The organism is Modestobacter sp. URMC 112 (genome assembly GCF_053502575.1).
Genome location: NZ_CP199957.1, coordinates 243138 through 257866 on the forward strand (window position 1 = coordinate 243138; position 14729 = coordinate 257866).

Below are 14729 nucleotides of genomic sequence, written 5' to 3' on the forward strand. Positions count from 1 at the left end.
GGATGGCATGCTGCCCGACGTGACCGGCTACCTCGCCGCCGCGGTCGGAGGAGCGCTCGGCGCGCTGGCCCGCTGGGGCGTCGGCGAGGAGTTGCCGTCGGCCACCTGGCCGGTCGCGACCCTGCTGGTCAACCTCACCGGCTGCCTGCTCATCGGGGTGCTGCTCGCGGTGCTGTCCGCGCGCCCGCCGGCCCGCCCGTGGCTGCGGCCGTTCCTGGCCACCGGCGTGCTGGGCGGCTGGACGACGTACTCGACGTTCGCGGTGGACGTCGTCCGGCTGGCGGAGGCCGGTGCCTGGGGGGTGGCCGGCGCCTACGTGCTCGTCTCGGTGGCCGGCGGCGTGCTGGCCGTCGCGGCCGGGCTGCTGCTGGGGTGGGCCGCCGTCGGGCGACCCGCGGAGGTCGCCGGAGCCGGTCGATGACCCCGCTGCTGGTGGTCCTCGGCGCGCTGGTGGGTGCACCGCTGCGGCTGCTCGCCGACCGGGTGGCCGTCGCCCGGCGCGGCCCCGGGAGCGTGGCCGGCACGCTGACGGTCAACGTCGTGGGCAGTGCCGTGCTGGGCGTGCTGCTCGGCCTGCGCGACGTGCCGCCCGCCGTCCTGGCCCTGGTCGGCACCGGCTTCTGCGGGACCCTGACCACGTTCTCCACCTTCGGCTGGGACGTCGTCCGGCTGGTGGAGGAGCGGGCCGTGCTGCGGGCGGCCGGCTACGTGGGGGCGACCCTGCTGCTGGGCCTCGGCGCGGCGGCCGCGGCGTACGCGCTGGTTCGCGGCTGACCGGCGGGGTCAGTAGGGTCGGCGGCCATATGGCTGATGACACGAGCGCTCAGGGGTCCGACGCCGACAGCCCGGTCGTCGTCGTGGCGAACCGGCTGCCCGTCGACCAGGTCACCGACCCGGACGGCAGCACCCGCTGGCAGCGCAGCCCCGGCGGGCTGGTCACCGCGCTCGAGCCGTTCGTGGCCGGCCGCGGCGGCGCCTGGGTCGGCTGGTCCGGCTCCGCCGGGGAGGCCCCGGAGCCCTTCGAGTCCGGCGGCATGCACCTGGTCCCCGTGCCGCTGTCGGAGGAGGAGGTGGACCGCTACTACGAGGGGTTCTCCAACGCCTCGCTGTGGCCGCTCTACCATGACGTGGTCGAGAAGCCCGAGTACCACCGGGCCTGGTGGGACGCCTACGTCCAGGTCAACCGGCGCTTCGCCGACCGGGCCGCCGAGGTCGCCGCCGAGGGCGCGATCGTCTGGGTGCACGACTACCAGCTGCAGCTGGTCCCCGCCCTGCTGCGCCAGCAGCGGCCGGACCTGACCATCGGGTTCTTCCTGCACATCCCCTTCCCGCCCTACGAGCTGTTCACCCAGCTGCCGTGGCGCTCGGCGATCATCGAAGGGCTGCTGGGCGCGGACCTCATCGGCTTCCAGATGCCCAGCGCCGCGTCCAACTTCGTCAGCCTCGCCCGCCGGCTGCACGACCTGCCGACCAAGGGCAGCACGATCAGCTACGAGGGCCGGACGGTCACCGCCCGCGCCTTCCCCATCTCGATCGACGTGGCCGGCTTCGACGAGCTGGCCTCCTCCCCCGAGGTGGTGGCCCGGGCCGCGGAGATCCGCGAGGAGCTCGGCCGGCCGGACAAGCTCGTGCTCGGCGTGGACCGGCTGGACTACACCAAGGGCATCGGCGTCCGGCTGGAGGCCTTCGAGGAGCTGCTGGAGGACGGCGCGATCGAGGCGCCGTCGACGGTGTTCCTGCAGGTGGCCACCCCCAGCCGGGAACGGGTCGAGCACTACGTCACGATGCGGGAGACGATCGAGCAGCAGGTCGGGCACATCAACGGCCTGTACGGCTCGATCGCCGGGCCGGCCGTGCAGTACTTCAACCAGTCGATGCCCCGCGAGGAGCTGGCCGCGATGTACCGGGCGGCCGACGTCATGCTGGTGACGCCCTACCGGGACGGCATGAACCTGGTGGCCAAGGAGTACGTGGCCGCCCGGCGCGACCTCGGCGGGGTGCTGGTCCTCAGCGAGTTCGCCGGCGCGGCCGCCGAGCTCAGGCAGGCGCTGCTGGTCAACCCGCACGACATCGCCGGGGTCAAGCAGCAGCTGCTGCGGGCGCTGCGGATGGACCCGGCGGAGGCGGCGAAGCGGATGCGCGCGATGCGCCGGCACCTGACGAAGCACGACCTGGACCACTGGGCCAACTCGTTCTTCGAGTCGCTGCAGGCCCAGGCATGACCTCGGGTGGGCCCGGCCTGGACCCGGCCCTAGCGGGCGCGCTGGACGAGCTCGCCCGGTGCCGGCCGCTGCTGCTGGCCAGCGACTACGACGGGGTGCTGGCCAGGCTCCGGGACGACCCCGCCGCGGCCGTCCCGGAGCCGGGGAACGACGCCCTGCTGTCCCGGCTCGCCGCGGTCGAGGGGGTCACCGTCGCGCTGGTGAGCGGCCGGGGCGTCGCCGACCTGCGGACGACGAGCGGGCTCACCGGACCGTTCCGCTGGGTGGGCAGCCACGGCGCCGAGTTCGACGGGCCGATCGCCGGGGAGCTGGCCGGCCGGCGGGACACCCTGGCGGACGCGCTGGCACCGCTGGTGGCCGCCGTCCCCGGTGCCCGGCTCGAGGTGAAGCCGGCCAGCGTCGCGGTGCACGTGCGCACCGTCGCCGACCGGGCGGCCGGTCGGAAGCTGCTCGCCGACGTCGCCGCCGGGCCCGGGGCGGACCCCTCGCTCACCGCCAAACCGGGCAAGGACGTGCTCGAACTGGCGGTCACGGACGCCGACAAGGGCACGGCCCTGGTGCGGCTGGCCGCCGAGCTCGGTGCCACCGGCCTGCTGTACCTCGGGGACGACGTCACCGACGAGGACGCCTTCACCGCCGCCGCCGGGGTGCCCGGCGCCCGCGCCGTCACGGTGAAGGTCGGACCCGGCGACACCGTGGCCGCCCACCGGGTCACCGACCTCGACGGCGTGCAGGCCGTCCTCCGGCGACTGGGCACCGCGCTGTCCGCCTGACGGTTCCGCCCGCAGCAGCCGCCACTCCCGCCCCTCCCGCACCTCTCCTCCCAGCGCACGGCGCGTCGGGCGTCACGTCCGCCTGCCCCGCTGCCGATTCCTCCCGCGCGGTGTCACATCCCTCCACCTGCCGGACCCGGTGACCGGTCGCCATTGTCGACAAGTGCACGAATGGTCCCAGAATGGCGGTGGCCGCGCATTCTCGGTGTTGTCCCGGAATTGCGCGCGCCGTTCCGGGTCCATGACCGGAGCTGTGGTGTCGTACCTGAGTTGTTGATCGCTGTCCGGGGCGGGCTCGGCGGCGCACGTGAGGGAAGAGGCAGGCGTGGAAGGTCTGGACGACATCGTCGAGGAGTTCCTCGTGGAGAGTCACGAGAACCTCGACCAGCTGGACCAGGACCTGGTCGCCCTGGAGCAGGACCCCCGTTCGCGGGACCGTCTGTCGAGCATCTTCCGGACGATCCACACCATAAAGGGCACCAGCGGGTTCCTCGCCTTCAACCGGCTGGAGGAGGTCGCCCACGTCGGGGAGAACCTGCTCTCCCGGTTGCGGGACGGCGCGCTGGAGCTCACCCCGCACCGCACCGACGCCCTGCTGCAGATGGTCGACTGCGTCCGCGCCCTGCTGGCCGCCATCGAGGCCGGCGGGGGCGAGGGCGGCGTCGACGTCTCGGCCACCGTCGCCGCCATCAGCGCCGCGCTGGAGGAGGCCCCCGCCGCCGCGGCACCGGTGACCGAGGCGCCCGTGGCCGAGGTCCCCGTCGAGGTGGCCGTCGAGGTGCCGGTCGAGGTCGTCGCCGAGGCGCCCGTCGTCCCCACCCCGCGCACCGAGGTCGCCACCGCACCGCCGGCCCGCAAGCCCGCCCCCGCCAAGCCCGGTGCCGCAAAGCCCGCGGCGAAGAAGGCCCCGGCCAAGCGCACGCCGGCCGGCAAGGCGGCCGCGGTCGTCGCCGAGCCGGTCGCCGAGCCGGCCGTGCCGTCCCTGCCCGAGGTGCCGGCGGTCCAGCTGCCTGTCGACGAGCTCCCGGAGGCCCCGGTGCAGTCCCTCCCCACCCCGGCCGCGGAGGACACGGTGCCGCCGGCGGCTCCCGAGTCCACCGCCGCGCCGGCCGCAGACGCCGAGGGGAAGGGCCAGCAGCCCGGCCGCCGGGCCGTCGCCGACAGCACGATCCGCGTCGACGTCGACCTGCTCGACGCCCTGATGCTGCTCGTGGGTGAGCTCGTCCTCACCCGCAACCAGATCGTCCAGTACGTGGGCCGGGTGACCGACCCCGACCTGGTCCGCGCCTCCCAGCGGCTGAACCTGATCGCCAGCGAGCTGCAGGAGGGCGTCATGAAGACGCGCATGCAGCCGATCGACCACATCTGGTCCAAGCTGCCCCGCGTCGTCCGCGACCTGGGCCTGCAGTGCGGCAAGTCGGTCCGCCTGGAGATGGAGGGCCGGGAGACCGAGCTGGACAAGACCCTGCTGGAGGCGGTCAAGGACCCGTTGACGCACCTGGTGCGCAACTCCGTCGACCACGGCGTCGAGTCTTCGCAGGCCCGGATCGCCGCCGGCAAGCCCGCCGAGGGCGTCCTGATGCTGCGCGCCCGGCACGAGAGCGGCCAGGTCGTCGTCGAGGTCGCCGACGACGGTGCGGGCATCGAGCCGGCGCGGGTCGGCGCCAAGGCCGTCGAGCGCGGCCTGGTCACCGCCGACCAGCTGACCCGGATGAGCCCCGCCGACGTCCTCCAGCTGATCTTCCTGCCCGGGTTCTCCACCGCGGCGGCGGTCACCAACGTCTCCGGCCGCGGCGTCGGGATGGACGTCGTCAAGACCAACATCGAGTCGATCGGCGGCACCATCGAGGTGGAGTCGGTCCCGGGGCGGGGCACCTGCACCCGGCTGCGGATCCCGCTGACCCTGGCGATCGTCCCGGCGCTGACCATCGAGTGCGCCGGCGACCGCTACGCCATCCCGCAGATCAGCCTGCAGGAACTGGTCGCCCTGGACGCCGAGAAGGCCGCGGCCGCTGTCGAGGAGGTCGGCGGCGCGTCGGTGTACCGGCTGCGCGGCGAGCTGCTGCCGCTGGTGCGGCTGGCCGACGTGCTCGGGCTGCCGTCGGACCGGCACGACGGCCACGTGGTCATCGCGGTGCTGCGGTCCGAGGGGCGCCGGTTCGGCCTCGTGGTGGACCGGGTCATCAACACCGAGGAGATCGTGGTCAAGGCCGTCGGCGGCCAGATGAAGGCCATCGGCCTCTACTCCGGAGCCACGGTCCTGGGTGACGGCGCGGTCGCCCTCATCCTCGACGTCCAGGCGCTCGCCCGGCGGGCGCTGCGCCCGGAGACCGCCGAGCGCCAGGAGAGCCGGATGGCCGCCGCCGTCACCGCCACCGTCGCCGAGCGCCAGCGCATGCTGCTGGCCGCGATCGGCGGGGGCCGACGGGTCGCCATCCCGCTGGACACCGTCACCCGCCTGGAGCAGGTGCGCAGCGACACCGTCGAGCGGGTCGGCTCCCGCGAGGTCGTGCAGTACCGCGGCGCGATCCTGCCGATCGTCCGGCTGGACCGGCACCTGGGTGCCTTCGGCGGCGACGAGCGGGAGGTGCTGGAGGTCATCGTCTACGCCGACCACGGCCGCAGCGTCGCCATCGTGGTGGAGGAGATCCTCGACATCGTCGACGGCGAGGCGTCGGTGCACAGCGACATCGACGACCTGGGGCTGCTCGGGTCGGCCGTCATCGGCGACCGGGTGACCGAGCTGCTCGACGTCCGCGCGGCCATCCTCGCCGCCGACCCGGCCTTCTACTCGACGCCACCCGCGTCGCTCCCCGGCGGCCTGGCCGGCCTGGGCGCCTCCCCCGATCCCCTGGACGCCTTCGACGGCGCCCCCTCGCCCTTCCTGGAGGTCTGACGTGAGCACCGCCGCACCGGCGATCCCGAACACCAGCCAGCTGGCCACCTTCCGGCTGGACGGCGACCTCTACGGCGTGGAGGTCGAGCACGTCCAGGAGGTGCTGCGCAGCCAGAGCATCACCCGGGTGCCGCTGGCTCCCCCGGCGGTCGCCGGGCTGATCAACCTGCGCGGCCAGGTCGTCACCGCCATCGAGCTGCGCGAGCGGCTGGGCCGGCCGGCCCGCCCCGAGGGCACCGAGGCGGTCGTGATCGTCGTCCGGTTGCACGGGGAGGCCGTCAGCCTGCTCGTCGACAGCATCGCCGACGTCGTGGACGTCGACCTCCGTGACTTCGAGGCTCCTCCGGACACCCTCGACGGCAGTGCCCGGGAGCTGATCCGGGGGGCCTACAAGCTCGACGGCCACCTGCTCCTCGCCCTCGACGTCAACCGCGCCGTCGGCACCTGATCCCCACCCCCGATCCCCCACACCAGGCACCAGGAGCCTCCCGTCATGGCCGTCACGCCGCCCACCAGCCCCTCCCCCGACGACCGCACCGCCGAGCACAAGGCCTCCTGGTGGGGTGACCGCGGGGTCAGCACCAAGATCCTCACCGCCGTGGGTGCCGCCGGCGTCGTGGCCGCCACCGTCGGCGTGATGGGGCTGTCGGCCCTGAGCACCTCGGCAGCGGCCAGCCAGGACCTGTACGCGAGCAACATCTCCGGCCTCGAGGCCTCGGCGGACATGAAGGCCGTCATCGGCGAGCTGCGCAAGCTCTCCCGGGACGCGCTCATCACCCCCGACCCCGCGGAGACCAAGCAGATCCTGACCGACCTCCCCGTGACGGCGGAGGCCTTCGACGCGGCGGTCGCCGCCTACGGCGAGTCCCTCCCGACGGAGGAGAAGCTGGCCCTGGTCGACCAGGCGGCCACCGCCTTCCACGACTACATCGAGGGCGTGGAGACACAGCTGGGGCCGTTCGCCCTGGCCTCTGACAACGCCGGCTGGTACACCACGAACGAGCAGACGGTCGCCCCCCTCGCGGCCCAGGCCGACGAGCTCATCGACCAGGTCCGGGCGCTCGAGTCCGAGGACGCCGCGGCGGACGCCGCCAACGCGCAGGCCCAGTACGAGTTCCAGCGCACGCTGTCCCTCGTCGTCCTGGTCGCCGGCATCGCACTCGCGCTCGGCGTCGGCTTCACGGTGGCCCGGGCCATCGCCCGCGGAGTCGGCCGGGTGCAGACGGTGAGCGAGGCGCTGGCCGCCGGTGACCTCACCAAGCAGTCCGGTCTGCGCACCAAGGACGAGCTGGGCCGGATGGGCACTGCGCTCGACCAGGCCGTGGACACCCTGCGCGGGCTGATGACCTCGGTGGCTGCGTCGGCGGATGCGGTGGCTGCGTCGTCGGAGGAGTTGTCGGCGTCGTCGTCGCAGATCTCGGCGTCGGCGGAGGAGACCTCGGCGCAGTCGGGTGTGGTGTCGGCGGCGGCTGAGGAGGTGTCCCGGAACGTGGGCACGGTGGCGGCGGGTGCGGAGGAGATGGGCGCCTCGATCCGGGAGATCTCCCAGAACGCGAACGAGGCGGCGCGGGTGGCCGCGTCGGCGGTGGCCGAGGCGCAGGCGACGACGGAGACGATCACCAAGTTGGGCACGAGCTCGCAGGAGATCGGTGCGGTGGTGAAGGCGATCACCTCGATCGCGGAGCAGACGAACTTGCTGGCGCTCAACGCCACGATCGAGGCCGCCCGGGCCGGTGAGGCCGGCAAGGGGTTCGCGGTGGTGGCCAACGAGGTGAAGGAGCTGGCGCAGGAGACGGCGCGGGCGACGGAGGACATCGCCCGGCGGGTGGAGGCCATCCAGGGCGACACCACCAAGGCGATCACCGCGATCGGTGGGATCTCGGCGGTGATCGGGAGCATCAACGACTTCCAGCTGACCATCGCCAGTGCGGTGGAGGAGCAGACCGCCACCACCCAGGAGATGTCCCGGTCGGTCCAGGAGGCCGCCAGCGGGTCGGGTGAGATCGCGCAGAACATCACCGGGGTCTCCTCGGCCGCGGACTCGACCACCCAGGCGCTGTCCCAGACCCGGGTCGCGGTCGACGAGCTGTCGAAGATGGCCAGCGACCTGCGCACCACCGTCGGCCACTTCACCTACTGAGCACGGCCGCGGCAGCCCTCCGCCATGCCGAGCTCGCGGCGGAGGACTGCCATGGCCACGGCCCCCACTGCCCCCACTGCCCGTCGGCTCGCAGGGGGACCCGCCGAGGGGCCACCGTCCTCAGCACCACCTCGCCACCACTCCCGGAGAGACCATGACCGTCCCCACCCCCACTACGCACAGCCGTTGGATCGCCGACCGACGAATCAACACCAAGCTGCTCCTCCTGCTGGGGGTCCTGCTGCTCGTGGCGGGATCGGTCGGTGGCCTGGCCATCGTCCAGCTCGGGAGGGTGGCCACGGCCGCGGAGAGCATCTACGCAGACGGCGCGGTCCCGCTCAACGACCTCGCGAGCGCGCGGCAGGCCAACAGCAGCATGCGCCAGCGCGTGCTCCTCCACCTCGCTGGTCCTGTCGCGGACAAGCCCCGGCGCGAGCAGGAGATCGCCGACCTCGACGCCGTTTTCGACGCCAGTGTGGTCTCGTTGCGGGAGGGCGCCAGCGACGCGGATCTCCTGGATGACTATGTCGCTGCGGTCATGGACTACCGCGTCTTCCGGGATCGGACCATCGTGCCGGCCAGCCGCGCCATGGACCCGGCCGTCCCCGTCGCTCCGATCCTGGCCGAGTGCGACCGCCTCTACGGGATCGTCGTCTCCCTCGGTGACGAGCTGAGCGCGGCCCAGGTGGAAGCCGTGCAGCGGACGGACGAGGAGGCCGACGCCGCCTACCGGACCGGACGCACCCAGATCGTGGTCGTGCTCGGGGTCGGAGCGCTCCTCGGCACCGCCCTGGCCCTCGTCATCGGCCGCCAGATCGTCAGGCCTCTGACGCGCGTCAAGGCAAGCCTGGAGGCTCTGGCGGATGGTGATCTCACCCGGGACGCCCAGGTGACCTCGGCCGACGAGGTGGGCCAGATGGCCGCCGCCCTGACCCAGGCGCAGGCCAGTCTGCGGTCGGTGTTGTCGTCGGTGGCTGCGTCGGCGGATGCGGTGGCTGCGTCGTCGGAGGAGTTGTCGGCGTCGTCGTCGCAGATCTCGGCGTCGGCGGAGGAGACCTCGGCGCAGTCGGGTGTGGTGTCGGCGGCGGCTGAGGAGGTGTCCCGGAACGTGGGCACGGTGGCGGCGGGTGCGGAGGAGATGGGCGCCTCGATCCGGGAGATCTCCCAGAACGCGAACGAGGCGGCGCGGGTGGCCGCGTCGGCGGTGGCCGAGGCGCAGGCGACGACGGAGACGATCACCAAGTTGGGCACGAGCTCGCAGGAGATCGGTGCGGTGGTGAAGGCGATCACCTCGATCGCGGAGCAGACGAACTTGCTGGCGCTCAACGCCACGATCGAGGCCGCCCGGGCCGGTGAGGCCGGCAAGGGGTTCGCGGTGGTGGCCAACGAGGTGAAGGAGCTGGCGCAGGAGACGGCGCGGGCGACGGAGGACATCGCCCGGCGGGTGGAGGCCATCCAGGGCGACACCACCAAGGCGATCACCGCGATCGGTGGGATCTCGGCGGTGATCGGGAGCATCAACGACTTCCAGCTGACCATCGCCAGTGCGGTGGAGGAGCAGACCGCCACCACCCAGGAGATGTCCCGGTCGGTCCAGGAGGCCGCCAGCGGGTCGGGTGAGATCGCGCAGAACATCACCGGGGTCTCCTCGGCCGCGGACTCGACCACCCAGGCGCTGTCCCAGACCCGGGTCGCGGTCGACGAGCTGTCGAAGATGGCCAGCGACCTGCGCACCACCGTCGGCCACTTCACCTACTAGGGCGCCGTCCCGAGGCTCGGCCCGAGCTTGCGAGGGGTGAGGAGGACGGGGTCCTTCTACTGCCCCCCGCCACTCGCACGCTCGCGGCGGGACCCTGCAGGGGGGCCTTCCCTGCAGGGGTCAGGATCGAACGGCGCTGCATTCCCGATTCGTCTGGGGAATGCAGCGCCGTTCCGTCTTTCCCGGGCGGTCTTGCGAGCCGGGAATTGTCGACAAATCGTCCGCGCGGGACGGTGACCGACCTTTCCCGGTCCGCTTCAGCGACACGCCGGGGGAATTATGGGCGGACCATTTCCGGATAGGCCACAGTTCCCCACCACGGCAGGTACTCCCGCTCGAACCGCCCATCCCGGTGGTGCGACGGCCGGCCGGTACCACCTTCGAGCCTCACCCATCTGGAGCACCCGCATGTCCGTCCTCTCCGCCCCGCAGCGCTGGTTCGCCGACCGGTCGCTGGCCGTGAAGTTCGGCGTGCTCATCGGGGTCGTGGTCCTGGCCTTCGGTGGACTCGTCGCGTCACAGATGTCGTCCAACGCCACGGTCAGCCAGGTGAACACCCGGCTCAGCCAGCTCGAGGAGGCGCAGGCCCTGGTCCTGCAGCTGGACACCCGGGCCAGCGAGCTGAAGGTGGACGGGCTCAAGGCGCTCGTCAACCCCGTCCCGGCCGAGCAGCAGGTCGACGTGGCCGACGACGTCGCGACGGCCGAGGAGCTGCTGACCCAGCTGCGCGAGGTGCCGTTGGACGGGGACGTCGCGACGGCTGCCGACGAGGTGCAGGCGACCTTCGGCTCCTACGTCGACTCGCTGTCCGCCTTCGTCGACGCGGCGGTGGCCGACCAGCCGGCCACCCGGCTGCGCTTCGAGGACATCCAGGCGGCCAACGACATCACCGACGGTGCCGTGGGCGAGGCCAAGGACGCACTGGCCGCCGCCAGCGCGGAGGCGCAGCAGGAGCTCTCCGCGGCGATCGGTCAGGCGGCTGTGACCGGAGCCGCGGTGGCCGGTGCCGGGATCCTGGCCATCGGTGGCATCAGCCTGCTGACGCTCCGCTCGATCGCCCGGCCGCTGAGCCGGGTGCAGAGCTCGCTGGAGGCGCTCGCCGAGGGCGACCTGACCCGCGCGACCGCGGTCGACCAGCGGGACGAGGTCGGTCGGATGGCGGCCGCGCTGGACGCGGCGCAGGCCAGTCTGCGGTCGGTGTTGTCGTCGGTGGCTGCGTCGGCGGATGCGGTGGCGGCGTCGTCGGAGGAGTTGTCGGCGTCGTCGTCGCAGATCTCGGCGTCGGCGGAGGAGACCTCGGCGCAGTCGGGTGTGGTGTCGGCGGCGGCTGAGGAGGTGTCCCGGAACGTGGGCACGGTGGCGGCGGGTGCGGAGGAGATGGGCGCCTCGATCCGGGAGATCTCCCAGAACGCGAACGAGGCGGCGCGGGTGGCCGCGTCGGCGGTGGCCGAGGCGCAGGCGACGACGGAGACGATCACCAAGTTGGGCACGAGCTCGCAGGAGATCGGTGCGGTGGTGAAGGCGATCACCTCGATCGCGGAGCAGACGAACTTGCTGGCGCTCAACGCCACGATCGAGGCCGCCCGGGCCGGTGAGGCCGGCAAGGGGTTCGCGGTGGTGGCCAACGAGGTGAAGGAGCTGGCGCAGGAGACGGCGCGGGCGACGGAGGACATCGCCCGGCGGGTGGAGGCCATCCAGGGCGACACCACCAAGGCGATCACCGCGATCGGTGGGATCTCGGCGGTGATCGGGAGCATCAACGACTTCCAGCTGACCATCGCCAGTGCGGTGGAGGAGCAGACCGCCACCACCCAGGAGATGTCCCGGTCGGTCCAGGAGGCCGCCAGCGGGTCGGGTGAGATCGCGCAGAACATCACCGGGGTCTCCTCGGCCGCGGACTCGACCACCCAGGCGCTGTCCCAGACCCGGGTCGCGGTCGACGAGCTGTCGAAGATGGCCTCCGATCTGCGCACCACCGTGGGCCGCTTCACCTACTGACCCCGCACGACAGAGACACACGACAGAGAACAGAGACAGAGGCTTCCCGTCATGACGAACGACAGCACACGGCCCGGACGCCGCACCGTGGGCGTCCAGAACGCGATCCTGGCCGTCGGTGCCGCCGGTATGGCCGCCGCGATGGTGGTGGGCGGCTTCGCGCTGACCGGCCTGACGGCCGCCGGGGAGACGCTCGACGAGGTCGGTCGGCTGGAGGACGCGCTGACCGCCGTGCAGGAGGTGCAGACCTCGAACGCCGACGTGACCGGCTGGCAGACCGCCTACGCCTGGGACGCCCGCCGCATCGGCGGCATCGCCGCCGTCCAGGACGACAACGCCAACCGCGCCGGCTTCCTGGACAGCGCCGACCGGCTCCGCGGTCAGCTGGCGGCCATGCCCACCGACGTCCTCGACGAGGCGGAGCTGGCGGCGTTCGAGCAGATCCAGACCCAGTGGGACGCCTACTTCGCGGTGGACGACCAGGTCGTCGCCGCGTACCGGCAGGGCACCCCGGCCGGCGTGGAGGCCGGTGACGCGCTGGTCCTGGGCGACGGCTACGAGGTGTACTTCCAGGTCCTCGAGCTCACCGCCCAGCTGCGCGAGTCCGTCGACGCGCGGACGGCCGCCGCGGGCGAGGCCGCCGACGTGCAGCAGCAGCGCAGCCTGTGGATCATGGTCGCGGCCATCGTCGTCGGCGCGATCGCCACGCTGGCCCTCGCAGTCGCCGTCGCCCGCCGCATCGTGCGCCCGCTGAACGCGGTCGTCTCGGTCGCTGCGGCGGTCGCCGCCGGGGACCTGACCCGGACGACGGGCGTGCAGCGGGGCGACGAGGTGGGCCGCGCGGCCGCGGCCCTGGACGGGGCCGTCGCCGACCTCCGTGAGGTGCTGGCCTCGGTGGCTGCGTCGGCGGATGCGGTGGCTGCGTCGTCGGAGGAGTTGTCGGCGTCGTCGTCGCAGATCTCGGCGTCGGCGGAGGAGACCTCGGCGCAGTCGGGTGTGGTGTCGGCGGCGGCTGAGGAGGTGTCCCGGAACGTGGGCACGGTGGCGGCGGGTGCGGAGGAGATGGGCGCCTCGATCCGGGAGATCTCCCAGAACGCGAACGAGGCGGCGCGGGTGGCCGCGTCGGCGGTGGCCGAGGCGCAGGCGACGACGGAGACGATCACCAAGTTGGGCACGAGCTCGCAGGAGATCGGTGCGGTGGTGAAGGCGATCACCTCGATCGCGGAGCAGACGAACCTGCTGGCGCTCAACGCCACGATCGAGGCCGCCCGGGCCGGTGAGGCCGGCAAGGGGTTCGCGGTGGTGGCCAACGAGGTGAAGGAGCTGGCGCAGGAGACGGCGCGGGCGACGGAGGACATCGCCCGGCGGGTGGAGGCCATCCAGGGCGACACCACCAAGGCGATCACCGCGATCGGTGGGATCTCGGCGGTGATCGGGAGCATCAACGACTTCCAGCTGACCATCGCCAGTGCGGTGGAGGAGCAGACCGCCACCACGCAGGAGATGTCCCGGTCGGTCCAGGAGGCCGCCGGCGGCAGCACGGAGATCGCCACCAACATCACCGGCGTCTCGGCGGCGGCGTCCTCCACCACCGAGGCGCTGTCCCAGACCCGGGTCGCGGTCGACGAGCTGTCTAAGATGGCCAGCGACCTGCGCACCACGGTGGGCCGCTTCACCTACTAGGGCGCCGTCCCGAGGCTCGGCCCGAGCTTGCGAGGGGTGAGGAGGACGGGGTCCTTCTACTGCCCCCCGCCACTCGCAAGCTCGCGGCGGGACCCTGCAGGGGGGCCACTGCCTACGCTGAGTGACCGAGCAACGCACTAGCGTGGAGGAACACGCAGCGGCGGTCACCCGGGGGACCAACCAACGGGTGACCGCCGCATGGCGGGTCCTGCCGGTCGCCACCACGATGAGCTGACCACTCACCTGGAGGCGATCGTGCCCTACTCCCTGGTCAGCGCCGCGACCCTCGGCTTCGACCTCGCCCGGCTGCGCGCCGGCGGGCAGGTCGCCGACGTGCTGTTGACCGGCCTGGCGGCCGACGCCGACACCCTCGGCCGGCTGGCCGCGGCCCACCCCGCGGCCGGGCGGCCCGACGACGAGCGCGCGGCCCAGGCCGTCCGGGTCCGCCGGGCCCACGAGCTGGCCGCCACGGGTGTCCCCCAGCTGCGCGACCTGCCCGGAGCGGTGACCGGCACGGACCAGCGCACCGCCCGCCTGCTGACGCTGCTCGAGCGGGGCACCATCGGCAACACGCCGGCGCTCGCCCGGCTGGTCCGGGACGACGTCCTGGGCCCCGAGCACCCCGTCGCCGCCACGCTGGACCCCGACCTGGTCGCGCGGGCGGCCGACGTCCTCGTCGACGCGGCCACCGGGTGGTGGGCCGCCGAGGCCCTCGACCCCGCCGTCCGCCTGGAGCTGACCGCTCCCTACGGGGCGGCCACCGCCCTGGTCGCCCCGCCGCGTCCGGACCTCGGGCCGGCCACCGCCGGTGTCGCCGTCCTGCTGGACGCGGTGCGCGGCCTGGACGAGGCCGGCCGGCGCCGCTGGCGGATCGCCGTGGACGCCGTCCGCACCCAGCGGCGCCCCTGGGCCGCGGCCATGCACGGGGCCTGCTGGGCCGCCCACGTCTCCGGGCGCACCCGGGCACTCGCCGCCGCCCAGCTGATGGCCGTGCAGGCCGCGGCGGACGGCGGCTTCACCGCCCGGGACGGTGCCGAGGGGATCTGGAACGCGCTCGCGGGGTGCGTGCAGGGCGTGGCCATGGCCGACCTGCTCGACGAGGAGTCGCTCGCCGTGCTCGGCGAGCCCTGGGCGCTGGTGACCGGGAGGCACCTCCGCCTGGCGGGGTGACAGTCGGGTCCGGCCCGGCTCAACCCCCGCGCGGCTGCTGCCGATAAGGGTCGTGGGCGGCCCACCGGCTGCGCACATCGGCAGCTGC

Annotated in this window: 11 protein-coding genes; all 11 read left to right on the forward strand. The window is 73.3% G+C overall.

Translation table 11 applies throughout. The features are described 5' to 3' along the window. Positions 1 to 7: 7 nt before the first annotated feature. The 11 genes from crcB to ACWIX6_RS01160 all read left to right on the forward strand — a co-directional run bounded on the left by crcB (position 8) and on the right by ACWIX6_RS01160 (position 14641). Positions 8 to 421 carry a fluoride efflux transporter CrcB gene (crcB, locus tag ACWIX6_RS01110; protein ID WP_448615001.1) on the forward strand — a complete coding sequence of 138 codons (414 nt, stop codon included), beginning with the start codon at positions 8 to 10 and terminating at the stop codon, positions 419 to 421. Next, the gene (locus ACWIX6_RS01115; RefSeq protein WP_448615002.1) at positions 418 to 774 is read left to right on the forward strand and encodes a fluoride efflux transporter FluC; all 357 of its coding nucleotides are present in this window, start codon (positions 418 to 420) and stop codon (positions 772 to 774) included. Before crcB ends, ACWIX6_RS01115 begins: the two co-directional genes overlap by 4 nt. A gap of 29 nt (positions 775 to 803) precedes the next feature. Continuing rightward, on the forward strand, positions 804 to 2222 hold the full coding sequence (locus tag ACWIX6_RS01120; RefSeq protein WP_448615003.1) for an alpha,alpha-trehalose-phosphate synthase (UDP-forming): 1419 nt from the start codon (positions 804 to 806) through the stop codon (positions 2220 to 2222). After that, on the forward strand, positions 2219 to 2995 hold the full coding sequence (otsB, locus tag ACWIX6_RS01125; RefSeq protein ID WP_448615004.1) for a trehalose-phosphatase: 777 nt from the start codon (positions 2219 to 2221) through the stop codon (positions 2993 to 2995). Before ACWIX6_RS01120 ends, otsB begins: the two co-directional genes overlap by 4 nt. A gap of 325 nt (positions 2996 to 3320) precedes the next feature. Beyond that, the gene (locus ACWIX6_RS01130; protein ID WP_448615005.1) at positions 3321 to 5891 is read left to right on the forward strand and encodes a chemotaxis protein CheA; all 2571 of its coding nucleotides are present in this window, start codon (positions 3321 to 3323) and stop codon (positions 5889 to 5891) included. A gap of 1 nt (position 5892) precedes the next feature. Then, positions 5893 to 6339, forward strand: coding sequence for a chemotaxis protein CheW (locus tag ACWIX6_RS01135; protein ID WP_448615006.1), 447 nt, complete (start codon positions 5893 to 5895; stop codon positions 6337 to 6339). 45 nt (positions 6340 to 6384) lie between these two features. Continuing rightward, positions 6385 to 8031, forward strand: a complete 1647-nt coding sequence (locus ACWIX6_RS01140; protein WP_448615007.1) for a methyl-accepting chemotaxis protein — start codon at positions 6385 to 6387, stop codon at positions 8029 to 8031. Between the two features lie 154 nt (positions 8032 to 8185). Next, positions 8186 to 9790, forward strand: coding sequence for a methyl-accepting chemotaxis protein (locus ACWIX6_RS01145; protein WP_448615008.1), 1605 nt, complete (start codon positions 8186 to 8188; stop codon positions 9788 to 9790). Positions 9791 to 10198: 408 nt separating this feature from the next. After that, positions 10199 to 11788: a methyl-accepting chemotaxis protein gene (locus ACWIX6_RS01150; protein ID WP_448615009.1), complete on the forward strand. Its 1590-nt coding sequence runs from the start codon at positions 10199 to 10201 to the stop codon at positions 11786 to 11788. Positions 11789 to 11839: 51 nt separating this feature from the next. Beyond that, positions 11840 to 13471 carry a methyl-accepting chemotaxis protein gene (locus ACWIX6_RS01155; RefSeq protein WP_448615010.1) on the forward strand — a complete coding sequence of 544 codons (1632 nt, stop codon included), beginning with the start codon at positions 11840 to 11842 and terminating at the stop codon, positions 13469 to 13471. A gap of 198 nt (positions 13472 to 13669) precedes the next feature. Continuing rightward, positions 13670 to 14641 (forward strand): hypothetical protein, encoded by a 972-nt coding sequence (locus tag ACWIX6_RS01160; RefSeq protein ID WP_448615011.1) that lies wholly within the window; start codon positions 13670 to 13672, stop codon positions 14639 to 14641. Positions 14642 to 14729: the final 88 nt, after the last annotated feature.

Bases quoted from the DNA above. Each gene is read 5' to 3' on its own strand.
- ACWIX6_RS01160 (WP_448615011.1), top strand. From the start codon at position 13,670: ATGGCGGGTCCTGCCGGTCGCCACCACGATGAGCTGACCACTCACCTG.
- ACWIX6_RS01120 (WP_448615003.1), top strand. From the start codon at position 804: ATGGCTGATGACACGAGCGCTCAGGGGTCCGACGCCGACAGCCCGGTC.
- ACWIX6_RS01145 (WP_448615008.1), top strand. From the start codon at position 8,186: ATGACCGTCCCCACCCCCACTACGCACAGCCGTTGGATCGCCGACCGA.
- ACWIX6_RS01140 (WP_448615007.1), top strand. From the start codon at position 6,385: ATGGCCGTCACGCCGCCCACCAGCCCCTCCCCCGACGACCGCACCGCC.
- crcB (WP_448615001.1), top strand. From the start codon at position 8: ATGCTGCCCGACGTGACCGGCTACCTCGCCGCCGCGGTCGGAGGAGCG.
- ACWIX6_RS01155 (WP_448615010.1), top strand. From the start codon at position 11,840: ATGACGAACGACAGCACACGGCCCGGACGCCGCACCGTGGGCGTCCAG.
- otsB (WP_448615004.1), top strand. From the start codon at position 2,219: ATGACCTCGGGTGGGCCCGGCCTGGACCCGGCCCTAGCGGGCGCGCTG.
- ACWIX6_RS01115 (WP_448615002.1), top strand. From the start codon at position 418: ATGACCCCGCTGCTGGTGGTCCTCGGCGCGCTGGTGGGTGCACCGCTG.
- ACWIX6_RS01150 (WP_448615009.1), top strand. From the start codon at position 10,199: ATGTCCGTCCTCTCCGCCCCGCAGCGCTGGTTCGCCGACCGGTCGCTG.